The following is a 26,698-nucleotide window of genomic DNA, read 5'->3' as shown; positions in this document are numbered from 1 at the left end:
AAGGGCGCCGTTTCCGCGCTGTGTTGGCGCTCAAAGGCGTTACATGACCACTACTACAAAGAAAACAGCCGAACGACTCATCAAGAAATACCCGAACCGTCGGCTGTACGATACGGAGACGAGCACCTACATCACGCTGACTGACGTCAAGCAACTGGTGCTGGATCAGGAGGAGTTCAAGGTCATCGATGCCAAGAGCAACGACGACCTGACGCGCGCGATCCTGCTGCAGATCATTCTTGAAGAAGAGAGCGGCGGCTTGCCGATGTTTTCTTCGATCATGCTGTCGCAGATCATCCGTTTTTACGGCCACGCGATGCAGGGCATGATGGGCACCTACCTGGAGAAGAACATCCAGGCGTTCATCGACATCCAGAGCAAGCTCGCGGATCAGTCGAAGGGCCTGTACGAAGGCAAGACGATGAACCCCGAGGTCTGGTCGCAGTTCATGAACATGCAGGCGCCGATGATGCAGGGCATGATGACCAGCTACATCGAGCAGTCGAAGAACATGTTCGTGCAGATGCAGGAGCAGATGCAGAACCAGGCGAAGACGATGTTCAGCACGTTCCCGTTCACGCAGCCCGCGCCGAACGCGGAGCCGGAAAAGAAGTGATTGTGTGGGCGTAGCGGCGGTTCTGATCAGATCGCGGCCGGGCAGCGACGCGGCCGGATGGTTTGGGGCGGCCGCCGCATGCCCGGGCGCTGATGTGCCGGCTACGCCGCAAAAATGTGACCGCTACGCTGCGACTACATGGCCACGCAATGGGCACAGGATGGCCGCGTGATGACTGCTTGATGGCTGCCTGATGGCCACTACGCGAACGAGATAATGAGCCTCTTGCCGCACGCCGCTGCGTACTTGCGCAGCGTGGCGAACGACGGCGAATGCTTCTCGCTGACCAGCGACGCTTCGAGCCGCGACACTGCGGATGCGGTGGTGCCCATACGTTCGGCGATCTGCGCCTGCGTGAGCCCGGCCTCGCGGCGCGCCGACAGGATGACGCGCAACGCCGCGTATTCGTCGTCGAGCGCATCGTAGGCGGCGCGCACGTCGCCGCGCGCGAGCAGTTGCTCCGTGTCCGCCTTCGTATGGGCGACCGGGGCGAACCCTTCGGTATGGCGGGTGTGATCAGTTGCCTTGGCCATTGCGAACCTCCTTCAAACGCTGGCGGGCCGTGTGCAATTCGTCTTCAGGGGTTTCCTGCGTCTTCTTGACGAACGAATGCAGGACGACGACTTGCTGGCCCGCTTGCATGCAGTAAAACACACGCCCGATGCCTTCCCGGCCCCTCGGACGCAACTCGAACAGACCATCGCCCATTGCACGCGAGTGCGGCATACGCAAATCGGCACCAAACTCATAGATGAGTTCGAGAAGCCGCAGATAACCGGCAAGAATGCCGGCCGGCAGGGCAAAGACCTCGCGCTTGACCCGTTCATTGAAATAAGCGACGGTCCAAGTCATAGGCAAATATTAGCAAATTTGCTATTTTCAGGCAAGCACTTTGTGCGTTGCAGTTTGACGGGGCGATTCATTTGAACTGACTCCTTGCCGAGCTCGCGCTGCGGGTAAAATGCGGTCAGTCAGTCTACTTACGGGGCGCTTTTTGCGCCCCTCGTCCGGAAGTCATAAGTTGAATACCCCATCACACTCAGACACCAAGCCCTCTGCGGCCCCGAAAGTGGGATTCGTCTCACTCGGATGTCCTAAGGCATTAGTCGATTCCGAACAGATCATCACGCAGCTAAGAGCCGAGGGGTACGAAATCTCCGGCACTTACGACGGCGCGGATCTGGTCGTCGTCAACACCTGCGGTTTTATCGACGAGGCGGTGCAGGAAAGTCTCGATGCGATCGGCGAAGCGCTGACCGAAAACGGCAAGGTGATCGTCACCGGCTGCCTCGGCGCGAAGAAAAGCGCGAGCGGCAGCGGCCTGATCGAGGAAGTGCACCCGAAGGTGCTGGCCGTGACCGGCCCGCATGCACTGGGCGAGGTGATGCAGGCGGTGCACAACCATCTGCCCAAACCGCACGATCCGTTCGTCGATCTGGTGCCGGCCGCCGGCGTCAAGCTCACGCCGCGCCACTACGCCTATCTGAAAATCTCCGAAGGCTGCAATCACCGCTGCACGTTCTGCATCATCCCGTCGATGCGCGGCGATCTGGTGTCGCGCCCGGTGGCGGAAGTGATGCTCGAAGCGGAAAACCTGTTCAAGTCCGGCGTGAAGGAACTGCTGGTGATTTCGCAGGACACCAGCGCCTACGGCGTCGACGTGAAATTCCGCACCGGCTTCTGGAACGGCAAGCCGATCAAGACGCGCATGACGGACCTGGTCGGCGCGCTCGGTGAGCTCGCCGCGCAATACGGCGCATGGGTGCGGCTGCATTACGTGTATCCGTATCCGAGCGTCGACGACGTGATTCCGCTGATGGCCGAAGGTCCGCTGAAGGGCCATGTGCTGCCGTATCTCGACGTGCCGTTCCAGCATGCGCACCCGGAGGTGTTGAAGCGCATGAAGCGCCCCGCCAACGCCGAGAAAGTGCTCGAGCGCGTGCGCGCGTGGCGCGAGATGTGCCCAGACCTGACGATCCGCAGCACCTTCATCGCCGGCTTTCCGGGCGAGACCGAAGAGCAGTTCGAAACGCTGCTCGATTTCATCCGCGAGGCTGAACTCGATCGCGTCGGCTGCTTCGCGTATTCGCCGGTGGAAGGCGCGAGCGCCAACGAACTCGACGGCGCGCTGCCCGACGAGGTGCGCGAAGCGCGCCGCGCGCGTTTCATGGAAGTGGCCGAGCAGGTGTCGGCAAGGCGCATCCAGCGCAAGATCGGCAAGACGCTGAAGGTGCTGGTCGACGAGATCAATGCGGACGGCGGCATCGGCCGCACTGCGTCAGACGCGCCGGAAATCGACGGGGTGGTCTACATCGCGCCCACGACCAAGGCGTCGAAGCGTTACAAGGTCGGCGATTTCGTGTCGGTGAAGATCACCGGCGCGGATGGCCACGACTTGTGGGGCGAGGTCTGATCGTGGCGGATCCGGCGCAGCCAGACGTCGCGGGGAGCGCGCCCGCGGCGATCCTCGCGCTCGGCGAGGCGATGGTCGAATTCAACCAGGCCGAGCCCGGCCAACCGGCTTATCTGCAGGGCTACGGCGGCGATACGTCGAATTTCTGTATCGCGGTCGCGCGCCAGGGGGCATCGGCCGGCTTCGTGTCGGCGGTGGGCACGGACCACTTCGGCCAGTTGCTGCTCGACCTGTGGCGCAGCGAGCAGGTGGATACGTCGTGCGTGCGCATCGACCGCGACGCGCCGACCGGCGTCTACTTCGTTTCGCACGGGCCGACTGGGCATCAGTTCGACTATCTGCGCGCCGGCTCCGCGGCGAGCCGCTACGCGCCGGCCGATTTACCGCTCGCCGCGCTCGCGGCGGCGCAGGTCGTGCATCTGTCCGGCATCAGTCTGGCCATCAGTGTCAGCGCCTGCGATGCCGCGCTCGCCGCGATTGCACACGCGCGCGCGCACGGTGCGCGGGTCAGTTTCGATACCAACCTGCGCCTGAAGCTGTGGCCGCTGGCGCGGGCGCGCGCGGTGATGCTCGAAGCGCTTCGCCAGACCGACATCTGCCTTCCGAGCTGGGACGACGTCACGGCGCTGACCGGTTTGAGCGGGCGCGACGAGATCGTCGATTTCCTGCTCGCACAAGGGCCGCGCATCGTCGCGCTGAAGCTCGGGCGCGACGGCGCGTACGTCGCGACGCCCGACGAACGGCGCGTAGTCGCGGGGCTTGCGGTGAATGCGGTCGATGCCACCGGCGCGGGCGACTGTTTCGGCGGCGCATTTGTCGCCCGCCTCGTGGCCGGCGACGATCCGTTCGCCGCGGCGCGTTATGCGAATGTTGCCGCGGCGCTGTCGACGCAAGGCTTCGGCGCGGTGGCACCGATTCCGCGGCGTGCCGCGGTCGAGCGTTTGCTGGCCGCGTGAAATGACGCAGCGCGCGGCCGTGCATCGCGGCAAGCCGTCGGCAACAAACAGCAAATCACGGGATATACGAATGCAGCAAACCAAACCGAAGCATCGCAACGCGCGCGGCATCGTCTGCGCGCTGATCGTTGCATGCGCATCGATCGCGCCGCACGCCTATGCACAGAGCGACGCGGTCAAGCAACTGGCCGCGCCGCCACCGATCCAGCTGCCGCTCAAGCCGAGCCCCGAGTTTGCCAGGTTTCCGCGCTATGCGGGCATGCTCGGCAAGCGGCAGATCGTGCTGCGCCTCGGCGCGAAAAGCGACGATCCGTCGGGCGTGCACGGCGAATACCAGTTCACCGATACCGGCGAGGTGATCCTGATCGCCGGCGACCGCGCGGACGATACGCTCGAAGTCGAAGAGTCGAACGACGGCACGCATATCACCGGCAACTGGGTCGGCAAGTTTGCCGCAGATGGCACGCTGTCCGCAGAACGGATGAACGTCGACGATTCAGATCCGCAGCCGGTCGATCTGCGGCCGCTCGCGGTGGGCGCGCCAATACCGCCTGCTGTGCCGGTTGCCCCAGCGGCCGCACCGGCGCCTGCAGCAGCATCACCAGCGCCTGCGCCTGCCGGCATGGCACCCGCAGGCACGGCGCCCGCGAACGACCACGCGGTGGGCGGCGTGAGCAACCTGCGCACCGGCGAGTGATACCACGCCGCGGCGCGCGCCACGCGAGGCGCCGCCGCGTGGCGGCTTGCCTGTTCCGACCATACCGATAACCGATCACCGACAAGAATCTGCCATGACCCAAGCCCCTCCGAAACACGGTCTGCAAACCCGCATCGTGCATCCGCAGGACGATCTGACGCCTGGTTTCGCGTCGTTCTCGGTGCCGGTCACGCGAGCCTCGACGGTCGTGTTCCCCGATCTCGCGACGATGCGCGCGCTCGACTGGCGCAACGACGCGCAATGGCGCTACGGCCTGCACGCCACGCCCACGTATATCGCACTGACGCAGCGCCTTGCGGCGCTCGAGGGCGGCAACCATGCGCTGCTGCAGCCGTCGGGGCTATCGTCGATCTCGAACGTGTACTTCGGCTTCGTCAGGTCGGGCGACGACGTGCTGATCCCGGACAACGTCTATTCGCCGAACCGCGATCACGGAGAATGGCTCGCGCGCGATTTCGGTGTCAGCGTGCGCTACTACGATCCGCTGATCGGCGCCGGCATCGCCGACCTGATCCAGCCGAACACGAAGCTGATCTGGCTCGAGGCGCCGGGCTCGGTCACGATGGAAGTGCCCGACGTAGCCGCGATCACCGCAGCGGCGCGTGCGCGCGGCGTAGTCACCGCGATCGACAATACGTGGTCCGCCGGCCTCGCGTTCCGCCCGTTCGAGCACGGCGTGGATATCTCGGTGCAGGCGCTGACGAAGTACCAGTCGGGCGGCGCGGACGTGCTGATGGGGGCGACGATCACCGCCGACCGCGCGCTGCATTTAAAGCTGAAGCTCGCGCGCATGCATATGGGCATCGGTGTGTCGTCGGACGACTGCTCGCTGGTGCTGCGCAGCCTGTCGAGCATGCAGGTGCGTTTTCAGCAGCACGATCGCACGGCACTCGCACTCGCGCAGTGGCTGAAGACGCGTCCCGAGATCGCGGCGGTGCTGCATCCGGCGCTGCCGGACTGCCCGGGCCACGAGTTTTATCAGCGCGATTTCACCGGTGCGGGCGGATTGTTCTCGGTGGTGTTCGACGAACGCTACAGCGCGGCGCAGATCGATACGTTCTGCGAGTCGCTCGAACTGTTCGCGATCGGCTGGAGTTGGGGCGGTGCTGCCAGCCTTGTGATGCCGTACGACGTTGCGTCGATGCGCAGCGCGGGCGGGTGGCCGTATCGCGGCACGCTGGTGCGGTTTTACATGGGGCTGGAGGAAGAGGCGGATTTGCGCGCCGATATCGCGCGTTGCCTTGACGCGCTGGCAGGCTGAGCCGGCTGCGTGCCAGAACGCACGCCGACGCATTGCGGGCTGCAACGCGTCGGCATGTCGCGATCGGCGGAACGCGACCGGCGCAATGCAGCCAGCGCAACGCAGTCAGCGCAACCCGATCACGCGTCGAACAGCCGCAACAAACCGTCGAGCCCGACATAGTTAAACGCGACGCTCGCCGCCTCGCGCACCACCGGCTTCGCACGAAACGCCACCGACAAGCCCGCCTCCGCCATCATTTTCAGATCGTTCGAACCGTCGCCGAGTGCCATCGCGCGGGCCGGCTCGATGCCGAGCGTCGCGCAGGTTTCGCGCAGCGTGCGCGCCTTCACCTCGGCGTTGACGATCTCGCCGAGCACACGTCCGGTCAGCTTGCCGTCGACGATTTCAAGCGTATTGGCGCGGGTGAAATCGAGGCCGAGGCGTTGCTGCAGCTTGCCGGTGAAAAACGTGAAGCCGCCCGACACCAGCAGAGTCTTCAAGCCCGCCGCTTTCGCACCGGCCAGCATGGCTTCGGCACCCGGCGACAACTGCAGCCGCTCCTCATAAACCCGTTCGAGCGCGCTCGCGTCGAGCCCTTTGAGCAGGGCGACGCGGCGTGTCAGGCTTTCGTTGAAGTCCTTGATTTCGCCGCGCATCGACGCTTCGGTGATCGCCGCTACTTCGGCTTTCAGCCCGCAGAAATCGGCGATTTCGTCGATGCATTCGATTGTGATCAGGGTCGAATCCATGTCCATTGCGACGAGGCCGAAGTCGGTCAGACGCCGGCCTGCTGCGACGAACGCATAGTCGAGCCGATGCGCGGCGCAATACGCTTCGAGGTCGGGGCGCTGCGCGAGATTCGCATTGGCGACGCGGATCGCGTAGTCGTCGATGACGACGGCGGGTGAGCCTTGCGCAAGTGCGGCGAGAGGTTTGCGATGATCGGCGGAAAGCGGCGCGGGGCTTTGAATGACGAGGTTCATGTCGACGCGTGGCGAGTGCGAAAAGCGGTACGAATGGCGGGTGCGGCAGGCAGCTGCAACAAGGCGGGCCGCAAGCAGGCACGAAAAAGCGCGCGGGAAACACGTGAAAACCGCGTGAAAAACGCGCGCGAACAGGTCGGCGGCGCGCTGCAAACGCGGCAGCATCGCCGAAAATCCGGCTATTGTAACGGGTCGGCCGTAGTGGTCCGCATCCGGCATCGCATGCGTTGCCCGTGGCAAGCGCCGTACACAATGTGAAAGACAATACCCACGCGGAGCACCGTTATGTTCTCGCCCGATACGGATGTCACCGATGCGCGTACCTTGGCGCGCGATTTCGGCTTGCGTGAGCTGCGCCCGTCGTTCTACACGAGCCCATTGCTGCCGCGGCGCGTCGCTTGCTGCGGCGCAGCCGCCTGTGCTGACGACGAGGTGCGCCGCGCATGAAAATGGACTTGTTGGGCTTGCAGATGCTGGTGTCGGCGATCGAATCGAAGAGCCTGTCGAAGGCCGCCGAGCGTGAGAATCTGGCGACCTCCGCCGCGAGCAAACGCATCGCGGAACTCGAGCGGCGGCTGGGTGCTGTACTGCTGGTGCGACACGCACGCGGCGTCGAGCCGACCCCGGCGGGCGCGGCACTTTATCACCGCGCGAAGGCGATCTTGCGCAGCGTCGAGCTCGCGCAGAACAGCGTCGCCGAGTTCGGCGCGGGCGGCATGCCGAAGATCCGTCTGGCGGCCAACCGGTCATCGATCATTCAGTATTTGCCGCCGGCGCTAAGCCGCTACTTCGCGCATGAGCCCGGCGCGCAGATCGATTTGCAGGAGCGCTATAGCTACGATATTCCGCGGCTAGTCACCGATGGGGAAGCGGACCTGGGCATCTACCACGCGCTCGCGCCTGCGCCGGGTGTGCATTCGCTACCGTATCGGCAGGATCATGTGGTGCTGGTGGTGCCGCTCGATCATCCGCTCGCGCGTTTCGACGAGACGATGCTTGAAGCGGCGAAGGACTATCCGTTTGTCGGGTACTTTCCGCGGCACTCGTATGAGGCGTTTTTGTCGCTGGCCGAAGCGAGCTTGTCGCAGCCGCTCAATGTGCGCATCGAGGTGTCGAATTATGAAGCGCGTTGCCGGCTGATTCGCGAGCAGGTCGGGATCGGCATCATGCCGGAACTGATTGCGGCTTCGTATATGTCGCGGTATGGGCTGAAGGCAATACGGCTGACCGACGGCTGGGCGACGCGGCAGTTTTATATCTGCATGACCGCGGGCGAGCGCAGCGCGTTACGGCCTGCGCTGGCGGGGTTTGTCGAGCATTTGCTGGTGGAGGAGGGTGGCTTGGCGTGAACGGCGACGCGAGTGGGATTCATGATTCAGTCTCCGTGGAGCGAGGTGACCGTGAGCGGAGCCTCCGATATGATCGGCGGTTGACGGCATACCCGGAACATGGCTCATGGTCACTATTCGCCCGCTGGAAGCCAGCGACGCAGCAAGCTTCAAGGCGCTCCGCCTGCTGGGAGCAATGACATCGCCGACTTCCATGGTGCCTACGTATCAGGAAGAAGAGGGGCGTTCGATCGATGAAATGGCGGCGCGAATCAGGCCGTCGGATACGCAGACGGTATTCGGTGCGTTTGTTGCGGATGCACTGGTTGGGATCGTCGGTGTGCGTCGTGATGCGCTCGTGCAGATTCGTCATAAGGCGGTGATCTGGGGCGTATTCGTCGACCCCACTCACCGGCGCGCCGGGATTGCGCAAGAGCTACTCAACGCAGCAACTGAACACGCATCGCGAACCTGGCGCTGCGTTCAGCTCACGCTGTGCGTAAATACCGGGAATGTCGCGGCGAAAAAACTCTACGCTTCGGCCGGCTTTGTTGCGTTCGGCGTCGAGCAACGCTCGATGTGCGTCGACGGCCAGTTTTACGATGAAGAGTATATGTACAAGAAATTGCAGTGACTGGGTCAGTCGTTCACTGCATCTAACGATGAAAGGATTGCGCTTGTCCACTCCGTCGAAACTGCTCTTTCTGCCGGGTGCATCGGGGAATACTGCGTTCTGGCAACCGCTGTCTCGCTTGCTGACGAATCAGGCGGAGAGGGACATCCTCGCTTATCCCGGGTTCGGTGAAGAACCCGCTGTTGGCGATGTCGGCAGCTTCGAAGATCTTGTCGGGTTGGTGGTGTCCCGTATGGATCAGCCGACTGCGTTGATCGCCCAGTCGATGGGCGGCGTGATTGCGATTCGTGCTGCGCTGGAGAAGCCGGAACTGGTCACGCATCTGGTTCTGGCAGTGACATCGGGTGGCGTCGACACGCGAGGGCTGGGGGCGCAGGATTGGAGAAAGGGATTTGTCGATGCCAATCCGTCTTTTCCGGATTGGTTTGTCTCGTTCGAATCGGATCTCACTCGCGAGCTAGGGCGGATCGTGCAGCCGGTGCTTTTGCTTTGGGGAGATGCCGATCCGTATAGCCCGGTGGCAGTTGGGCAGAGGTTGCTGGAGGCGCTGCCCGATGCGCGGTTGCATGTTGTGACTGGTGGGAATCATGACCTGGCGCGTGATTACGCGTCGCAACTGGCGCCGTTGGTGGATGCGCATCTGTTGCGGGGTTGATCACGCGCAGCGCCTGGGGTTGGGGCTGCTTCCTATTGGATACTTCCAGCACGCGGTGAAGGCAACGCGAACCATAGCCCTCCAGGATCACAATCTCCCGCCCCCGAAGCAAGCCACTCGTTCATGACTGTGTCCGCAATTTCCTCGTTTGTTTCGCCATAGTGCGGCTGAAGTATCCAGTCGTACTGTGTCCCACCACCGCCGACGACAGGCTTCGCACCGTGCGTCAACAGCGCTAATACGCATCGGCGGACAAATTCGCCAAGATCATCTCCATTCAGCCCAAACCCTTGACGACCAGTAGGAACGATTTGCCACAAACCAACGGCATCATTGGGCAATTCGCCAGGAACCGTCTGGATGTATTCCATGACAGTCTGACCAAAAAAACGATCTATAGCTTGAAGGTTCAAAGTCATTTTTGATGCACCTTAAATCCAGGAGCAAACAGTTCTGTGTGTGGCAGCATTCGATTGACAAAGAATGCGCATAGCTCCCACTTGAATTTGAAATCGTCAACAGCACCGGAGTTAACATTCTGTGGTAACAAACCTCTAGCCCCAGGAACCATGCAGTATTCCACTAGCGTCGACCCGCAAGATTTCAATTTGATGTCCCTCGCAGGAACTTGATTTCCTTGTTTTGCGTGGTTCCGGTAGATGCTTTCGGCAACCCGATGGTCCATGCGGGACCGGTTTGCGATTGTGACGAATGGGTATGGAAGAGAATCATGGACGAGCATTCACCTCAGCGTGAAATACCAATTGCCCTTGAAGTCACGGTCGACCGTTTCCTGAGATTGGAACGAAAACAGGATTTTCGGCAGAGTCGCCTCTGAGTATCCGCGATGCCGAAAGATCTGTTTGAATTCGTCCAGCAATGGCAGATTTGCGAGAAGTAGATCGCGTTCTTTGTCGGTCTTCGTCTTAATCCAGGCCGTTGGCGCATCGGATTCAATGTCGACACAGTCGACGACGCAGTGTGTCACATAGCGTTTCGCGACAGCACTCATCTCGACTTCGATGTAGTGAATGACCAATCGAATGTCCGATCGCATTTCCAAAGGCTCTGTTGATGATAGGCAATCAGGCTAGCAGAATTTGCTGCCGATATAGGAGAATCGAAGGGATCAACACCGCATGGTTTCTTCTACTTGAAAGGCCTCCGTTTCGCTCAGGTACACTGCAACTCCCGCCATAAGCAGGGCAAGGCATGGACAGTCAGCTTCTCGTCATATGCGGGCTTACTTTTGTAATCCATGTGGTCGCGACGCTGGCCTACGCCGTGCGTATCGCTGGCGTTCGCACGCGCCGTATCGCGGTGTCGTTCTCACTCTTCGGCATCATCGCGCTCGTCTCGCGGACCGCGAATTCCTTGCAGGGCCCATTCATAGCGAAGCGGGTCGAACTGGATATCGCGCGTCATATGGGAAGCGGCTTGCTGACCGACTTTCGCTTGTTCCTGCTGAGCGCCACCGTGGCGAGCATCGCCGGAGCATTTCTGATCCCCACGTTCCAGCGTTATTTCAGCCGGGCGGTGGAGCACTTCCAGGCCAAACGATCCGTGCCGCGGCTGTTGCTGCATATTTTCAGTCGCGGGGGCATTAACTACCTCCGCATCGGCGCACGGCTTCCTTCGCCGCAGAACGTTACGCAACTGGCCACAGGTGCGGGCGTTTCCAGAACGGTCATCGCGCTAAACGTCGCCGCCATGGCAATCTGGACGGTCGGCGTGTTCGCGTCGCTATATGCGGGATATCTGAAGCCCGAGTTGCGGGTGACATGCGCGAATCTGTCGTCGGTGATCAATGGCTTTGCGACGGTTGTCCTGGCGGTCGTCATCGATCCGCAGGTGTCCATGATGACGGACGACGTCATTGAGGGGCGCATATCGGAGAACGCCTTTCGGCGGGCGATTACAACGCTGGCGGGCGCGCGCGTGCTTGGAACGTTGTGCGCGCAAGCAATGCTGTTGCCGGCGGCATTCATCATTGTCCGCGTCGCCGAACTCATTTGACGCAGCGCACGGGCGCAATTGCCCGTTGCGTCCGTAGCCTTGCCACAGTTACTGCCCACTTACTCTCGTGTCGCATGAGGCCTCCGTCTGTGGCCAGATCTAAGCCGTTCGTGTAACTGCATTCGTCAGATAAGCCCGGCATCTGATAAGCCCGGCATCCCCGACGCCGTTCGCATCGACGCGACGCTTCGCGTCCGTTAAATCACAACAAATCGTGGCCGTCCACGCCATTTGTCTGCATCCGTTTCGCGTTGTCGTGCGTAGAAAAGGAATGGCGCGCCGCCGTTCTCTTCCCTGGCTATCGACGCGTCGCTGATGGAGATTCCCCATGGTTGTGCAGACGGCCACTCACCCCGTTTCGCCGGGCAGCCGCATCGCCGTGATCGGCGCCGGCATTGCCGGGCTGGCGAGCGCGTATCTGCTGGCCCGTCGTCATCGCGTCACGCTCTATGAAGCGGCTGGTTACGTGGGCGGCCACACCAATACCGTCGACGTCGAACTCGATGGCCTCAGCCATCCTGTCGATACCGGTTTTCTGGTCTTCAACGATCGTACTTACCCGAACCTGATCGCGCTGTTCGACGAACTGGGTGTTGCATCGCACGAAAGCCAGATGTCATTTTCGGTCTCGCTTGACCACGGGCGGCTCGAATGGGCGGGCACCAGTCTGAATACCGTGTTTGCCCAGCGGCGCAATGCGATTTCTCCGGGCTTTCTCGGCATGCTGCGCGACATCTTGCGTTTCAATGCAACCGCCGAGGCCCATCTTGCCGCCGCCTCCGTCAGCGGTTGCTCGGTCGGCGAACTTTTGACGGCAGGCCGTTACGGCACCCCGTTCAGGCAGCACTATCTGCTGCCGATGGCCGCCGCGATCTGGTCGTGCGCGACTGCCGACGTGCTGCGTTTTCCGGCCGCGACCTTTCTGCGTTTCTGCCTGAACCATTCGCTGTTGCAGGTCAATCGCCGCCCGTGCTGGAAGACCGTCGCCGGCGGCGCACGCGAATACGTGCGCCGCATCGTCGCCACGCTCGACGACGTGCGCACGAACGCGCGCGTCGTGGCGGTGCGCCGCGAGCCGGACGGCGTCACCGTGACCAGCGAATCCGGCGTGGAGTGCTTCGACGCCTTGGTTCTTGCGACGCACGCGCCGGACACGTTGCGCATGCTCGAAGATGCGAACCTGGCCGAACGCGACGTGCTCGGTGCGATCCGCTATCAGCCGAACGTCGCGTGGCTGCATACCGATGCGGCCTTGCTGCCGCGCCGCGAGCGGGTATGGGCCGCGTGGAACTACGTGTCGTCGCACGCGGCGGACGGCTCGCGCCCAAGCTGCGTGAGCTACCTGATCAACCGCCTGCAACCGCTGCCATTCAAAAAACCGGTAATCGTTACGCTCAATCCGTCGCGGCCGCCTTCGCCAGAAACCGTATTGAAGCGCTTCGACTACGATCATCCGTTGCTCGACCGTGCGGCAGTGGCCGCGCAAAGCCGCGTCTCGTCGCTGCAGGGCGTGAGGCGCACGTGGTTCGCGGGCGCATGGACAGGCTACGGTTTTCATGAAGACGGCCTGAAATCGGCGCTGCGCATCGCCGCTGACTTCGGCGTCGAGCCGGCATGGTCCGTGCGATGAGCGGCCATTCATCCGATCGCGCCGCGTGGCTGATGTCCGGCCGGGTGATGCACGAGCGGCTGCGTCCCACCCGTCATCGTTTCGCGTATCCGGTGTTCTGCATTCGATGCGATCTGTCGCGGCTCGCGGAACTGGATTGCTGGTGGTTCGGCGTCGACCGGCTGCGCCCGTTGAGCCTGATGACGCGCGACTACGGCGCGTGCGATGGCACCGATCCGCTTGTGTGGATACGCGGCAAGCTCGCGGCAGCGGGTATCGACCTGGAAGGCGGCGCGATCTGGCTGCAGACTTTCCCGCGCCTGTTTGGCTACGCATTCAATCCCGTCAGTTTCTGGTTCTGTCACGACCGCGACGGTCGTCTGCGTGCGTTGCTCGCCGAGGTGCGCAACACGTTCGGCCAGCGTCATGCCTATTTGCTGCAAGCGGAAGACCGCGGTCCGATCGACGCAAACACCCAACTCGATTGTGCAAAGGCACTGCACGTGTCGCCGTTTTGCACAGTCGACGGGCATTACGCATTCCGTATCCGCGAAAGCGAGCGTGGCTCGTCGATTTCCATCGACTATCACGACGCGCGCGGGCTGCTGATTCGCACTGCCATTTCGTTAGCAAAGCGTCCGCTCACGCGCGGGCTCGCGCTGCGCGCACTGATGCACCAACCGTTTCTGACAGTGGGCGTGATCTTGCGCATTCACTGGCAAGCGCTGCGCCTGTGGCTCAAGAAAGTGCCGTTCTACGGCAGGCAGCCGTCGCGGACTTCGCCTCACTCATCTTCAACAACGACAATCAACGAGGAATTGTGATCATGATGTTTTTACGTGCGTTCTACGACGCCAGCGATGCTCCGGTCTTCGGCCGCGTATTTCTTTCGTTGCTGGGGCGTATGCGTGTCGGTCATCTTGTGCTGACTACACCGCGTGGCGAGCAGCGTGTGTTTGGCGATCCGCATGCCCAGCCGGGTGCACAACTGGTGCTGCACGACTGGCGGGCGTGCCGCGCAATCCTGAAGGCAGGCGACATCGGCTTTGCAGAAGCGTATCGCGCAAGATGGGTGGACACGCCTGACATGGTGGCGCTGCTACGCCTTGCCATCCGCAATGAAGCGGCGTTGCCGCGCACCGTGTCTGGCAGCGTGCCTGCACGGCTGTTTTATGGATTGCGACACTGGTTGCGCCCGAATACACGCAGCGGCAGCCAGCGCAACGTGCACGCGCACTACGATCTCGGCAATCCGTTCTACGCGTTGTGGCTCGACCCGACGATGACCTATTCGAGCGCGTGGTTCGACGGCGACGCGAACCGTTCGCTGGAAGACGCTCAGGCCGCGAAGTATCAACGTATCGTCGATATGCTCGGGTTGCGCCCGGGCATGCGCGTGCTGGAGGTGGGCTGCGGGTGGGGCGGTTTTGCGCTGCACGCGGCGCGTCAGGGCATACGCGTGCATGGCATCACGATTTCCGCGGCGCAGCACGAGTGGGCACGCGAACGTGTGGCACAAGCCGGCCTCGGCGATTTCGCCACGATCGAGCTACGCGACTACCGCGATTTGCGGGGCATCTACGATGCGGTGGTATCGATCGAGATGTTCGAAGCGGTGGGCGAGCGCTACTGGCATACGTATTTCAGTGCGCTTAAACGCCTGCTGAAGCCGGGCGCATCGGCGCTGATCCAGTCGATCACGATGGACGATGCGCGCGTGGCCCAATACCGGACTTCGAGTGACTTCATCCGCGAGTATATTTTTCCGGGCGGCATGCTGCCGGGTCCCAAACGCTTTTGCGCCGCGGCAAAGCGCGCGAATATGACGCCCGTCGCGTCGCTATCGTTCGGGCTCGACTATGCGCGCACGTTGCAGTGCTGGAGCGAGCGTTTCGAGGCAAACATCGATGCGGTCCGGGCGCTTGGTTTCGACGACGTGTTCATCCGTACGTGGCGGCTCTATTTTGCGTATTGCGAAGCGGGCTTTGCGGAGCGGCGTACGGATGTCCGGCAGTTCGTCGTCACGGCCGGCACGTGACGTGTGTGCGTATCGGGCACGCGGTGCGTGTCAGGCCTCAGTTGTCTTGCGGCAGAAATCCGGACTTGCCGATCTGCTCCGGATGCTGAGGCACTCGGCGAAAGCGCGACACGTCATAGCCCAACGCATCGAATCGCGCAAGCAGCGAACGATACACGGCGTCGCTCATATCCGGCTCGCGCGCAAAGATCCAGCCAAGACTTTTGTCCTTCAGACCGAGCAGCGTATAGCGGTAGTCGTCGTCGACATAAAGCGTCAACTGGGTCACATAGATTGGCCAGAATATCCGTACCGACCACTCGCCGTTTCCGCTGCCCGGCACGACGCTATCGACGAAATGAAACTTCGACGGCTCGGCGTCGAAGGTTTTCGGGTGTGCGGTGTAGCGGTCGTCGATCTTGCCGTCTTCCCTTAGTGTCCAGTCCGCATGGCTGCCGACGTATTTGCTTTCGAGCGCATACGGGATGATCGCGATGACGTACCAGCGGCCCATGTATCGCGGCAGATCCACGCTGGCGGCTTTCAGCGGCACGTCGGCGCGCGGATTCGGATTGGCAGGCGCTTGCGAGCAGGCCGACAGCAGGATGGCCGACGCAACGGCGGCTGTCAGTGCCAAAGCAATACAGGTACAGCGTGTCGGACGGTTCATCGCATCACCGCTTGTCGAACAGATAATGCGCAACGCCCCATTCGTTGCCCTGTGCGTAACCGAACAGTTCGGCTACGGCCATGTAAAACATTCGCCAGCGCTGAAACCAGAGTCGCGCGTGATCGGTGCCGTAAGCGAGCGCAAGCTGCGGCATCACACGCTCGCGCGCCTGGTCGAGATTTTCCAGCCAATGCTCGGCCGTGCGCGCGTAGTGCGTACCGCTGACCCACCATTGCCGGTTGATCCGCAGGTCTTGCTGAAAGTGCAGCAACAACGCTTGCGAAGGCATCGTGCCGCCAGTGAAAAAATACTTCGCCATCCAATCCGTCGAGTCCTGGGTCTGAAAGTGATAGGCGAGGGTTCGATGCGCGAAGATATGGACGAACAGTTTTCCATCGGAGCGCATCCAGCGTGCCACGCGTTCGAGCAGCAAGCCGTAATTCTTCATATGCTCGAACATCTCGACCGATAGCACGCGGTCAAAATAGCCGTTGCCGAATTCGCGCTCCAGATCGAACTTGACCACATTGCCCGTCACCACGCGCAGATTCTTGATGCCCGTTGCGGCAGCCCGCGATTCGATGAATTCGCGCTGGCCGTGCGAGTTCGACAGCGCCACGATCTGCGAATTCCGATAGTGCGTGGCCAACCACAGCGCGAGCGCACCCCAACCGCAACCGAGGTCCAGAATGGTCTGGCCATCTTCGATCTGCGCCCGCTTCGCATAGAGTGCGAACATCGCATGCTCCGCCTGCTCGAGTGTCTCGTCGCCGCGTGGATACAGGCAACACGAGTACTTCAGATGCGGCCCGAGATGCGCGTGAAAGAACGATGCCGGCAGTTCGTAGTGTTGCGTGTTCGCGGCGTCGGTTTCGATTGCGATCGGACTTGCACGCAATTCATCTAGCAATGCGTTGAAACGCTGTGCACCCAACTCGCCATCCACCGCGCCTTCGTCGATCAGACGCTGCCGCATCAGGCGGCGCATGCCGATGCGGATCAGCCAATCCGGTATCCGACGACGCTCGCATGCGCGGATCAGCCAGCCATCGCTGTCGTCTGCAGGGTGGTCTAGCGGATGCTGAGTTGCCGTGACTGTCATGGTGAGTACCGTTCAAGCGGGTTGGAAACGTATCGGAAATGCACGGAAAACTAGCGGCGTCGCGGCGGCCACGGAATCAATGCGCTGGTGTCGCGCATATAGTCGGCGTAGCCGGGTCGCGATTCGACCAGATGCGCTTCGACAAGCGGCACGCCTGACAGCTTCATCAGCAGGAATGCCATCAGCGCGGGCGGAATCAGCGTGAGCCAGATCCACGGCGAACCGATCGACAACGCGACATAGGCCACCCAGTGCAAACACTCGAAGAAATAGTTCGGGTGCCGCGAATAGCGCCACAGTCCGACGCGGCACACTTTGCCGCGATTCGCGGGAGCGGCGATAAAGCGCCTGAGCTGACTGTCTGCTATCGCTTCGCCTGCCACCGATGCGATCCAGATCAGCACCGCAAGCAGGATCCACACGGTGGAGGGGCGCTCCGCACGCCATGCAGGCACCGCGAAAGCCAGCGACAGCACCAACGAAACGACGGTTTGAAACTCGAGGAACCAGAACATCTTGCGTCCCGCCGCCGCACCCCATTGCTTGCGGAAGCGGTGATAACGCGGGTCTTCGGGTTTACCAGCGTTACGTCGCCACAGATGCCAGCCGAGCCGCGCCCCCCAGATCCCACCGCCTGCCGCGACAAGTGTGCGCATAAGCGGATCGGCGTCGCTCGCGATGCCGTAGAACACGGCGACCGCGCCCAGCGAGAACGCCCAGATCGGGTCGATCATGCCGGCGTTTTCGCTTTTCAATTGCCACGCCCAGAAGGCCGCAAACAGCACGACCAGCCCAACGAACGCAATCGACGCTGCGGCCGCGACAGACATCGGAAGCTCCCTGGTCGAAGGACCTGTGTGGTATCAGCAGCGTATACGCACGACGTCGGCGTGCGGATGCATGGGCAACGGGCGGGGCCGCAAGATCAGGCGCGAAAGGTCTGTACGATCAGCACAACGTTCAGACACAGCACGATCGCCGTGCCGATCAGGCCGCCCGCGTTCATGATCCTGCTGTTGCGAAAACGCCCCATTACGGTGGAACGCGAGGTAAACCAGATCAACGCGATCATCGGCACCGGCAACGCGACGCTCAACACGACCTGGCTCAATACCAGCGCGCGCGTGGCGTCGACTCCGAGTGCGACCACTACGAATGCAGGCGCCATCGTCAAGAGCCGTCGAAGCCAGATCGGAATGTGAAAGCCGACAAAACCCTGCATGATCATCTGCCCAGCCATCGTGCCGACCACCGAGCTCGAAATGCCGGACGCAATCAACGCAGCAAGGAACAGCCCCGCGGCGGCGCTGCCAAGAAGCGGCGTGAGCGTACGCCAGGCGGTCTCGATGCTGGCGATCTCAGGGTTGCCGTGATGAAACGCGCCAGACGCCATGACGACCATCGCCATGTTGATCAGACCCGCGACGCCGAGCGCCACGACCACTTCGATATTCGAGAACTTCAGCAGCGTGGCCTTCTCGCGATCGTTACGCGCCGAAATGCGGTTTTGCATCAGCCCCGAATGCAGAAACAGCGCATGCGGCATCACCGTTGCGCCGACGATGCCCACCGTCAGCGTCAACGCATTGCTGTCGGGAATCGCCGGCGTGACGGAATGCTGGAGCAGCGCGCGCCAATCCATCTGCGTCATGGTCAGTTCGGCAAGGTACGACAAGCCGATTACGCCGACGAGTGCCGCGATCGCCAGTTCCAGCGGGCGAAAACCGCGTTTCTCCAGTTGCAGCAGGCTGTATGTGACGGCGGCAGTGATGCACATCGCCGGCAGCATCGGCAAGCGGCACAGCAACGAAACGCCGATCGAACCTCCGGTGAATTCGGCAAGATCGGTCGCCATGGCGGCCAGTTCGCTGATCATCCACATCGCAAACACACAACGTTGCGGCAAGCTGTCGCGACACAGCTCAGCGAGATTGCGCCCAGTGACGAGGCCGAGTTTCGCCGATAGCGACTGGAACAGCATCGCAATCAGATTCGATAACAACACGACCCACAGCAGCGTATAGCCGTAACCCGCACCGGCCTGGATGTTGGTCGCGAAGTTGCCGGGATCGACGTAGGCCACCGATGTGACGATGGCTGGCCCGGCAAACGCCAGCAGCGCACGTGGCCCGCGATGCGCGCCGGATAGGGCGGCGTGCATGGTGGTGCGCGAGCGCTCGGTGAGGGACGCCGGCATCACAGCGCGAACAGCGATTCTGTTCATCAGGGGCTCCGGTGCGCCGTTGCGCACGTCAGACGGAGAAAAAAACAGCGGGCGAAGGAGTGCGCGCCACCCGCTGCGGATCAACCCACCCGATGCGAAGTCAGGCGCTCATGTTGAGCGAACCGTTCACGCCGTTCGGAAAGAAGCCGCCCTTGAGGGCCGCGGAGCTGGTCAGATAGACGATGTTCAGCACGTTGGCGAAATTGCGGCTAAACGCGATGCCGTTGCTGTCCAGCGGTGCGATGTTGGAAATGTCCGCCGTCGCACCCGAAATGCCCTGGTCGTCCTGGCCATTGTTGTCGAGGCTGTCGCGTGCAGCGGAAATCGCGTTGGCGGACGACACCAGGCTTGCCGTGTCGATGCCCTTCGAGAACAAGGTCGTGCGGATCAGTCCGGCGTGATACGCCTCGGCCGCGAGAATGCCAGCCGCCGCTTCGAGAAAGGTCTTGTTCGTGATCAGCGGCGAAGCGCCTTTGTAGGCCGTGACACCGACGTCTTCGAAGATGAACGCGCCGAGCAGAAAGTTGTTGTCGTTAGCGTACGGGTTGAATGCGGCGCCTGCACCGACCAGGCCCGCCGCGCGCGCTGCATTCGAGAACGCGCCATTCGGATCGGTACCGCCGACATCGATGGCAGGCTGCGCGACCGCCGATGTGCCGAGCGCGTTACGCAGAAACGTAACGTGTTCGCGCTCGTCTTTCGCAATCTCGTTTGCATAGGCTTTGACGACCGGGTCCTGAAAGGGCACCTGTTGACCCGGAATCACATTGCCCATCGTGCCGACACCGGTGGTCATCGAGGCGGGCAGGCCGGCGCCGGTCGTTGCGAAGCTGTAGAACTGCGACTCGAGATATTCGAGGTTCAGCGCGAAGTTGAGAATCTCGGCGTCGGTGGGTGCCATGGTGGCCGCGGCGCTGGCGTTATTGCCCGATCCGCCGCCGCATGCGCTGATGAGCGTACCGCTCGCAAGGCCAAGACCCAGGCCGCCTGCGTTTCTGAAGAACTGACGGCGATTGTTGCGACGCTCGGTGCGGCGGTCGAATGCGTCGATGAGTGCGTTTGTATTTGCTTCTGACATGATCCAGCTCCTTGGGGGGCAAGTGAACGCATGCACGGCTCGTGCGGTGCGTGACAGCCATGTCAAGCATGGCGATACACGCACGCACAATCGATGCATGGAGGCGGACACCGACTAGTCGTGGCCGGCGACGGTCGCGTCTTCACTTGCAATACGGAGCCCACGCCGGAGCGGATGCAGCACGTTGCGATTTATTTTCAGAAAAATAAAAAGCGGTAAGACCTTACCGCCATGCATCCGCGATGGGTGCAGCAACGTAAAAAGGAAACATACGAAGTTCGCAGCGCTCAAGGAAATTCCGATGCTCACACAACTATTCGCAATTGACAGGTCACGGGGGACGTATCGTGCTGCTACACTGGATGAATCAACGCGTACCCCGTATCGTCAGCACGGATGGCACATGTCTTCAAGGCAGCAAAGAGCAATAGGCGAAGCAACGGGTACGCCCGCGACTTCGGACACCGCCGGGCGCGACGACCTGGATAGCATGCTATCGGCCGCGGCCTTGCGCGACCGGGTGGCGTTCGAAACGCTCTATCGCCGCACATCGCCGAAGATCTTTGCGATCTGCATCAAGCTGCTGCGCGACCGCCCGGAAGCGGAAGACACGCTTCAGGACGTGTACGTCACCGCGTGGAACCAGGCAGGCACGTTTAATCCTCAGCTTTCCAGCGCCATTACATGGCTCGGCACGATCGCGCGCAATCGCGCGATCGATCGCATCAGGCGGCGTCGCACCCAGCCGCTTGACGAAGCCGCCGCCGAAGAGATCGTCGACGAAGCGCCGACACCTGCGGCACTTGCCGAATCGAGCCAGGAGCGGCAGCGGCTCGAAGTGTGTCTGCAGGCGCTGCCGGATACGCAGAAGCAGGCGATCAGGGAAGCGTTCTTCGCGGGTCTGTCGTACCCCGAACTGGCTGCGCGCATGAGTGTTCCGCTGGGTACCATGAAGAGTTGGATCCGGCGCAGTCTGATTCAGTTGAAAGCATGCCTGGAACGATGAATACGCCCACCTCATCCGACGAAAACGACCTGCGCTGCGCAGAGTACGTATTGGGCGTGCTCGGCGAAGACGAGCGCCGTGAAATCGAGCTCGCGCTGCAGCAGGAACCGGGCATGGCGGAGTCGCTGGCGCGCTGGCAGGCGCGGTTGATGCCTTTGATTGAAGATATCGAAGCGGTGAGTCCACCGTCGTATCTGTGGGAGCGTTTGCAAGCGCGATTGGGTTGGGAGCAGCGGGAGCGTCGTGCGGGGTTGTGGAATAGCCTGAAGTTCTGGCGCTGGGCGGGGTTGACTTCGGTTGTTGCGGCTTGCGCCTTGGCTGTTGTGTTGACGCGGACGGTGTCGTTACGTAATGAGGCTGTCCCGGCGGCTGGGACGCAGTATCTGGTTGCGACGCTTGAGCGGCAGGGTTTTGGACCGGCGTGGACGGCGACGGTCGACGCGCAGCATGGGCAGATTGTGGTCGTTCCGGCACGTGGCTTTGCGATTGCGGCAAACCAGTCCGCGGAAATGTGGATGATTCCGCCTGGGGCTAAGCCGATCTCGCTTGGGGTGATCGATCCGGAGCATCCGACGATCTTGCCGGTTGCGCAGGCGAAGCTTCAGACGCTGGGGTTGCAGACTACGCTGGCGGTGTCGCTTGAACCGCATGGTGGGTCGCCGACGGGGCAGCCGACGGGGCCGGTGCTGGCTGCGGGGCCGGTGAAGGGGATTTGATGCGTTGGAAATTGAGTGGGTGATGTGGCTTACCCGCTCATGCGGAGTGATGCTCGATGGTCGGGGCGTGCCTGCGGTTGAGGGCGCATAGTCCGTATGGTTTCGAAGCGGGCATAGCTGCGTGCCTTGCGTCTCGATGAACTCGCAATAGCGTTGGCGGATCGCACGAGTGGTGCCCTGTGTGATCCGTTCAAAATGTTCATTTCTTTGCATGAACAATCCATTCGCTGAGCGAGCTACACAAATTCAAGAGACTGCTCGATCAGAAAATTCCTATTTGCTGTTATCTGTTGTATTCAGCTCAGCAAGTGATCACATTTGTATCTTTGGACGTTAGTTTACAAGTCTTCAAAACTTGGCGTTCCGAAGTAACGGATGAACAGCAATAACTATCGGCTTGTTTTTAGCCGGATCAGACGGATGCTTGTCGCGGTTGGTGAGACGGCTACGGCGGCGGGTAAGGAACCAGGACAGACGTCTTGCGGTGGTACGCCGTCCGTTTCGTCTGCGCCGTCAGGCCAGGTGTTGAGGGTCCGACAGATCGCATTTGCGGCGCTCGTGTTGCTGGGCGTGATACCCGCATGGTCCAATGCGCAGATGGTGCCTGGTGGTGCGAACGCGCCTTCTGTGATCCAGACGCAGAACGGGCTCGACCAGGTCAACATCAACCGGCCATCGGGCGCAGGTGTCTCGATGAACACCTACGGCCAGTTCGATGTGCCGCAGCGCGGTGCGATCCTCAATAACTCGCCGACCATCGTGCAGACGCAGCAGGCGGGGTTGATCAACGGCAATCCGAACTTCGGGCCCGGCCAGGCTGCGCGTGTGATCGTCAACCAGGTCAACGGTGGTGCGGCGAGCCAGATCAACGGGCATCTCGAGGTCGCGGGCCAGCGCGCGGAAGTCGTCATTGCGAACGGATCGGGGATCAGCGTGAACGGCGGTGGGTTCATCAACACGTCGCGGGCGATTCTCACGACGGGTACGCCGAACTTCGCGCCCGATGGATCGCTGTCGGGCTTTAACGTCAGGGGCGGCGATATCGCGGTGCAGGGCGCGGGGCTGAATGCGTCGAACGTCAATCAGGTCGATCTGATCGCACGGGCGGTCAAGGCCAATGCAGCGATCTTTGCGAAGAATCTGAACGTAGTGACTGGCGCGAACGCGGTCGATCATGACACGCTTGCGACTACGCGGATCGCGGGTGAAGGCGATGGCCCGGTCACCGGTGTATCTATCGACCTGGGTGATCTGGGCAGCATGTACGCGGGCCGGATCTTTCTGGTTGGAACCGAGAACGGCGTGGGTGTCTCGACCAAAGGCATTCTCGCCGTTGATGCGGGCGACCTGATCCTGCAGGCGGATGGCAAGCTGGTGCTCGCAGGCCAGACCAGTGCGAGCGGCGATATCAGGGCGAGTGCGCGTGACGGCATCGACAACAGCGGCACGACGTTCGCGCAGCAGAGCGTCAATCTCAGTACGTCGGGCGTGCTGGCGAACACTGGCGTAGTGGCTGCGCAGCAGAACACGACAGTCAGTGCGGGCAGCGTCGCCTCGACCGGTACGTTAGGCGCAGGCGTCAACAGCGATGGCACGACGGCGGGTACGGGTGACCTGAGTGTGAACGCGACGGGCACCGTCAGCAATGTCGGCGGCACACTGTCGGGCTCGGCAGTGACGGTGGCCGCCTCCTCCATCGACAACACGAACGGCGAGATCAGCGGCGATACGCTCAGCCTGTCGGCGACCGGTGATCTCGTTAATCGCGGTGGCAGGCTCACGCAGTACGGCACCGCTGATGAGTCCATCCACGCGGGTGGCACGATCGACAACAAGGACGGCACGATCGTATCGAATGCCGGCAATCTTCGTATCGCTGCAGGCAGCATCGCGAACGATGACGGTGCAGTCGAGCACGCCGGAGCGGGAGAACTGACGGTCAGTGCTTCGGGCGCGTTGTCGAATGCGTCGGGTGCGATCCAGACCAACGGTGCGCTTGCGGTCAGCGGCACAAACGTGAACAACACCAGCGGCACATTGATCGCGCAGAAGTCCGCACAGGTCATCGGCTCGACCGGCATCGTCAACCGTGGTGGCACGATCTACGGTGGCGAGGCGCTTGCCCTCTCGACCCAGCGTAACATCGACAACACCAGTGGCTCGGCGCAGACCGGAGGCAATCTGGATCTGGGTGCAGGCGGCGCGCTGGTCAACACGCAGGGCACCGTGTCGGCCAACGGCGCACACAGTGCGCTGAATGTCACAGCCGGCGATATTGACAACACTTCCGGCAAGCTCGCGAACGCGGGCGATGGTTTAACGAACGTCACAGCATCGAACGTGACCAATACCGGCGGCACGCTCGGTGGTAACGGCGACGTCACGGTTAATGCGCAAACGCTCGTGAACGATGCAGGCGCGAATCTCGTCGCAGGCAGTGCCGCGAACCTGAACGTCACGCAAACGGTAAATAATACGGACGGCACGCTTTTCAGCGGCACTACGCTGAAGCTGAACCAGGCCGCCGTGAACGTCATCAACGCCGGCGGCACCATTCTCGGCGGTCTCGACGTATCGCTTACCGTCGGCGCGCTGTCGAATGCGGGCGGCTCGATCCGCGCAAACCGTGATGTGAGCGCAAGCGGCGCGATGAGCGGCGACGGCGACATGATCGCCGGCCACGACCTGGTGCTTGCAGCGACCGGCGACTACACGAACGGCGCCGCGAACAACCTGCGCGCCGACCACGACATGACGGTCAGTGCAAGCGGCACGCTGGCCAATACGGGAACACTCGCCGCAGGTGGCGCACTGACTGCGAGCGGTGCGAATGTCATCAATGCCGCGAGCGGCGTGCTCAACTCGTCCGCCACCACCGTCAATGCAGCTGGCACATTGGTCAACGACGGCCGCATCGAGGGCGACGCGGTCCGCACGCACAGCACAGCGCTGGCGAACACCGGCACGATCATCGGCAACGACGTCCAGCTGTTCGCGACGGACATGACGAATTCTGGCGAGAGCGCCGTGATCGCGGGCGCCCAGTTCGTCGGCCTGTACGCATCGAACTCGGTCACGAACGCCGATGGCGCGCTCATCTACAGCATGGGCGACCTGGAGATTGCGAGAAACAACACACGCGACGCCGCGGGTCTCCTCGCCAGCCAGACGGATACGCTCACGAACCGCGCCGCCGATATCTCCGCGGACGGCAACATCGACATCGCCGCGCACACGCTGACCAACGTCCGCACGGGCGTGCTCACGCAGGCAGGCGCCCCGCAAACCACCGCCACGCAGACACTGACACTCTGGACAGCGGGCATCCCGATCGGCGACCTGCTCAGAACGCACAGCAGTTCGACCTTTGCACAGTGGAACTGGACACCGGACAAGGCCCCGCTGAAAGGGGAAATGATTGACAGGCTGAAGGCGCCAGTCAGCGTGACCGTGCCCCGATCACAGGTGAGCAGCCTGGACACGGCCGCCCAGACGTTTTCGCTAACGCAGCCGCTCATTGAGGTCTACTCCGACGCTTCAAAGACGACCGCGTTCTGTAACGACCACGGCTGCCAGCAAAGGCCGGTGCCGCAGGCACGCGATATCGCGACGAACCCGGTGCAGTGGTACAACAGCATCACCGATAACGGCGACTCATACACCATCACGTTCTGGCCGGATTTCGATCCGCAGAAGCATATCCGGCCGGACCAGGCCAGGGTGGATGAAACACTCGGTGACGACAAGCACGACTATGTCGAAACCTCGCGTACGGTAACGACCACCACCGCCACCGACACACTCATCAGCGCCGGCCGCGCGGCGACGATCCAGGCGCAGGGTGCGATCCGCGTGAACGCGGACGGCGGATCGGTCAGCAACGAATCATCGACGATGGCCGCCGGTGGCAATCTCGTGCGCCGCGCGAACGGCGGCAGTGTGAGCGACACCGGCACCGTGCTACGGCAGACCGTCACCGGCGAACAGACATCGACGTTCTACTGGCACCAGAAGACGGGGGATGATAGCGACACGAAGACGGTCGAAACCGCCATCGCCGGGAGTGGCGCCACGGTGGACGCCCTGCCGGCGATTGCCTCGTCGAATGCGACGGTGCAGACCGATGCAGCGACGATCACGATCGCGTCCGTGGATCGTAACGGGCAGACGGTGACCGGCTCCGGCGTGACGGGCGGCAGCGCGGATGGAACCGTAACTGGACAACCGGTCGTGCCACTGCAGACACTTGGCGGCGCAACAGGCGGCATCCCGAACCTGAAACTGCCGGCCGGCGGCCTCTATACGTACCACCCCGCTCCTGATACGACCTATCTGGTCGCCACCGATCCGCGTTTTACGCAGTACGCGAACTTCATCAGCAGCGACTACATGCTGGGCCAGCTCGGGATCGACCCGATGAAAACGATCAAGCGGCTTGGCGACGGCATGGTCGAGCAGATGCTGATCCGCAACCAGATCACACAGCTGACCGGCCGTACGTTCCTGGCGGGCTATACGGACAACATGGCCGAATACACGGCGCTCATGACGAACGGCGTCGCGTACGCGAAGGAATTCGAACTCACGCCGGGCATCGCGCTGAGCGCCGCGCAGATGCAGCAGCTGACCACCGACATGGTGTGGCTGGTGTCGCAGGACGTGACCCTGCCCGATGGATCGCACCAGACGGTGCTGGTGCCGCAGGTGTATCTGG

General features: G+C 62.1%; 25 protein-coding genes. 15 read left to right on the top strand and 10 right to left on the bottom strand.

Annotated features, from left to right (window positions below; genetic code table 11):
- Positions 1-43 precede the first annotated feature (43 nt).
- Complete coding sequence (phaR, locus tag ACYVNQ_RS06815; RefSeq protein ID WP_460901733.1) at positions 44-616, top strand: polyhydroxyalkanoate synthesis repressor PhaR; 573 nt, start codon at positions 44-46, stop codon at positions 614-616.
- 200 nt (positions 617-816) lie between these two features.
- Here phaR and ACYVNQ_RS06810 read toward each other — a convergent pair whose 3' ends face one another.
- Both ACYVNQ_RS06810 and ACYVNQ_RS06805 read right to left on the bottom strand, forming a co-directional pair.
- Entirely contained in the window at positions 817-1,149 is a 333-nt protein-coding gene (locus ACYVNQ_RS06810) for a helix-turn-helix domain-containing protein (RefSeq protein WP_460901731.1), read from the bottom strand.
- Positions 1,133-1,468, bottom strand: coding sequence for a type II toxin-antitoxin system RelE/ParE family toxin (locus ACYVNQ_RS06805; RefSeq protein ID WP_460901729.1), 336 nt, complete (start codon positions 1,466-1,468; stop codon positions 1,133-1,135). The genes ACYVNQ_RS06810 and ACYVNQ_RS06805 overlap by 17 nt, the downstream gene beginning before the upstream one ends.
- A gap of 217 nt (positions 1,469-1,685) precedes the next feature.
- Between ACYVNQ_RS06805 and rimO the strand changes: the two genes are divergently transcribed.
- The 4 genes from rimO to ACYVNQ_RS06785 all read left to right on the top strand — a co-directional run bounded on the left by rimO (position 1,686) and on the right by ACYVNQ_RS06785 (position 5,964).
- On the top strand, positions 1,686-3,029 hold the full coding sequence (gene rimO, locus ACYVNQ_RS06800) for a 30S ribosomal protein S12 methylthiotransferase RimO (RefSeq protein ID WP_460901727.1): 1,344 nt from the start codon (positions 1,686-1,688) through the stop codon (positions 3,027-3,029).
- Positions 3,026-3,985 (top strand): sugar kinase, encoded by a 960-nt coding sequence (locus ACYVNQ_RS06795; protein ID WP_460901982.1) that lies wholly within the window; start codon positions 3,026-3,028, stop codon positions 3,983-3,985. The genes rimO and ACYVNQ_RS06795 overlap by 4 nt, the downstream gene beginning before the upstream one ends.
- A gap of 70 nt (positions 3,986-4,055) precedes the next feature.
- On the top strand, positions 4,056-4,682 hold the full coding sequence (locus ACYVNQ_RS06790; protein WP_460901725.1) for a hypothetical protein: 627 nt from the start codon (positions 4,056-4,058) through the stop codon (positions 4,680-4,682).
- 94 nt (positions 4,683-4,776) lie between these two features.
- Positions 4,777-5,964, top strand: a complete 1,188-nt coding sequence (locus tag ACYVNQ_RS06785) for a cystathionine beta-lyase (RefSeq protein WP_460901723.1) — start codon at positions 4,777-4,779, stop codon at positions 5,962-5,964.
- A 119-nt stretch (positions 5,965-6,083) separates the two neighbouring features.
- On the opposite strand, the gene serB is transcribed toward ACYVNQ_RS06785, so the two are convergent.
- Positions 6,084-6,929 (bottom strand): phosphoserine phosphatase SerB, encoded by an 846-nt coding sequence (serB, locus tag ACYVNQ_RS06780; RefSeq protein WP_460901721.1) that lies wholly within the window; start codon positions 6,927-6,929, stop codon positions 6,084-6,086.
- Between the two features lie 443 nt (positions 6,930-7,372).
- On the opposite strand from serB, the gene ACYVNQ_RS06775 reads away from it, so the two are divergent.
- From ACYVNQ_RS06775 to ACYVNQ_RS06765, 3 genes are all read left to right on the top strand, one after another.
- Positions 7,373-8,278 (top strand): LysR substrate-binding domain-containing protein, encoded by a 906-nt coding sequence (locus tag ACYVNQ_RS06775; protein WP_460901719.1) that lies wholly within the window; start codon positions 7,373-7,375, stop codon positions 8,276-8,278.
- A gap of 106 nt (positions 8,279-8,384) precedes the next feature.
- Complete coding sequence (locus ACYVNQ_RS06770) at positions 8,385-8,891, top strand: GNAT family N-acetyltransferase (RefSeq protein WP_460901717.1); 507 nt, start codon at positions 8,385-8,387, stop codon at positions 8,889-8,891.
- A gap of 43 nt (positions 8,892-8,934) precedes the next feature.
- Positions 8,935-9,546 carry an alpha/beta fold hydrolase gene (locus tag ACYVNQ_RS06765; RefSeq protein ID WP_460901715.1) on the top strand — a complete coding sequence of 204 codons (612 nt, stop codon included), beginning with the start codon at positions 8,935-8,937 and terminating at the stop codon, positions 9,544-9,546.
- Between the two features lie 32 nt (positions 9,547-9,578).
- On the opposite strand, the gene ACYVNQ_RS06760 is transcribed toward ACYVNQ_RS06765, so the two are convergent.
- Both ACYVNQ_RS06760 and ACYVNQ_RS06755 read right to left on the bottom strand, forming a co-directional pair.
- Complete coding sequence (locus ACYVNQ_RS06760; RefSeq protein ID WP_460901713.1) at positions 9,579-9,965, bottom strand: hypothetical protein; 387 nt, start codon at positions 9,963-9,965, stop codon at positions 9,579-9,581.
- Between the two features lie 323 nt (positions 9,966-10,288).
- Positions 10,289-10,585, bottom strand: coding sequence for a hypothetical protein (locus tag ACYVNQ_RS06755; RefSeq protein WP_460901711.1), 297 nt, complete (start codon positions 10,583-10,585; stop codon positions 10,289-10,291).
- A 173-nt stretch (positions 10,586-10,758) separates the two neighbouring features.
- Between ACYVNQ_RS06755 and ACYVNQ_RS06750 the strand changes: the two genes are divergently transcribed.
- From ACYVNQ_RS06750 to ACYVNQ_RS06735, 4 genes are all read left to right on the top strand, one after another.
- Positions 10,759-11,562 carry a lipid II flippase Amj family protein gene (locus ACYVNQ_RS06750; RefSeq protein ID WP_460901709.1) on the top strand — a complete coding sequence of 268 codons (804 nt, stop codon included), beginning with the start codon at positions 10,759-10,761 and terminating at the stop codon, positions 11,560-11,562.
- A gap of 328 nt (positions 11,563-11,890) precedes the next feature.
- Complete coding sequence (locus ACYVNQ_RS06745) at positions 11,891-13,192, top strand: NAD(P)/FAD-dependent oxidoreductase (protein WP_460901707.1); 1,302 nt, start codon at positions 11,891-11,893, stop codon at positions 13,190-13,192.
- Positions 13,189-13,995 (top strand): DUF1365 domain-containing protein, encoded by an 807-nt coding sequence (locus ACYVNQ_RS06740; protein WP_460901705.1) that lies wholly within the window; start codon positions 13,189-13,191, stop codon positions 13,993-13,995. The genes ACYVNQ_RS06745 and ACYVNQ_RS06740 overlap by 4 nt, the downstream gene beginning before the upstream one ends.
- Before the next feature lie 2 nt (positions 13,996-13,997).
- Complete coding sequence (locus ACYVNQ_RS06735) at positions 13,998-15,209, top strand: class I SAM-dependent methyltransferase (RefSeq protein WP_460901703.1); 1,212 nt, start codon at positions 13,998-14,000, stop codon at positions 15,207-15,209.
- Positions 15,210-15,246: 37 nt separating this feature from the next.
- Here the strand turns inward: ACYVNQ_RS06735 and ACYVNQ_RS06730 are convergent, their stop codons facing one another.
- The 5 genes from ACYVNQ_RS06730 to ACYVNQ_RS06710 all read right to left on the bottom strand — a co-directional run bounded on the left by ACYVNQ_RS06730 (position 15,247) and on the right by ACYVNQ_RS06710 (position 20,262).
- Positions 15,247-15,858 (bottom strand): lipocalin family protein, encoded by a 612-nt coding sequence (locus tag ACYVNQ_RS06730; protein ID WP_460901701.1) that lies wholly within the window; start codon positions 15,856-15,858, stop codon positions 15,247-15,249.
- A gap of 4 nt (positions 15,859-15,862) precedes the next feature.
- Complete coding sequence (locus ACYVNQ_RS06725) at positions 15,863-16,960, bottom strand: SAM-dependent methyltransferase (protein WP_460901699.1); 1,098 nt, start codon at positions 16,958-16,960, stop codon at positions 15,863-15,865.
- Between the two features lie 50 nt (positions 16,961-17,010).
- Positions 17,011-17,790 (bottom strand): DUF1295 domain-containing protein, encoded by a 780-nt coding sequence (locus ACYVNQ_RS06720; RefSeq protein ID WP_460901697.1) that lies wholly within the window; start codon positions 17,788-17,790, stop codon positions 17,011-17,013.
- Positions 17,791-17,885: 95 nt separating this feature from the next.
- The gene (locus tag ACYVNQ_RS06715; protein WP_460901695.1) at positions 17,886-19,184 is read right to left on the bottom strand and encodes an Nramp family divalent metal transporter; all 1,299 of its coding nucleotides are present in this window, start codon (positions 19,182-19,184) and stop codon (positions 17,886-17,888) included.
- 100 nt (positions 19,185-19,284) lie between these two features.
- Positions 19,285-20,262: a ferritin-like domain-containing protein gene (locus tag ACYVNQ_RS06710; RefSeq protein ID WP_460901693.1), complete on the bottom strand. Its 978-nt coding sequence runs from the start codon at positions 20,260-20,262 to the stop codon at positions 19,285-19,287.
- Positions 20,263-20,446: 184 nt separating this feature from the next.
- On the opposite strand from ACYVNQ_RS06710, the gene ACYVNQ_RS06705 reads away from it, so the two are divergent.
- The 3 genes from ACYVNQ_RS06705 to ACYVNQ_RS06695 form a co-directional block, all read left to right on the top strand.
- Complete coding sequence (locus ACYVNQ_RS06705; protein ID WP_460901691.1) at positions 20,447-21,268, top strand: sigma-70 family RNA polymerase sigma factor; 822 nt, start codon at positions 20,447-20,449, stop codon at positions 21,266-21,268.
- Positions 21,265-21,984 (top strand): anti-sigma factor, encoded by a 720-nt coding sequence (locus tag ACYVNQ_RS06700; RefSeq protein WP_460901689.1) that lies wholly within the window; start codon positions 21,265-21,267, stop codon positions 21,982-21,984. The genes ACYVNQ_RS06705 and ACYVNQ_RS06700 overlap by 4 nt, the downstream gene beginning before the upstream one ends.
- 375 nt (positions 21,985-22,359) lie before the next feature.
- A partial coding sequence (locus tag ACYVNQ_RS06695; protein ID WP_460901687.1) for a two-partner secretion domain-containing protein occupies positions 22,360-26,698 on the top strand: 4,339 nt, incomplete at its 3' end.

It is taken from the genome of Paraburkholderia jirisanensis (assembly GCF_054782355.1).
Note: the sequence above shows the minus strand (reverse complement) of the source record. Positions and strands in the feature narration are given on the sequence as shown.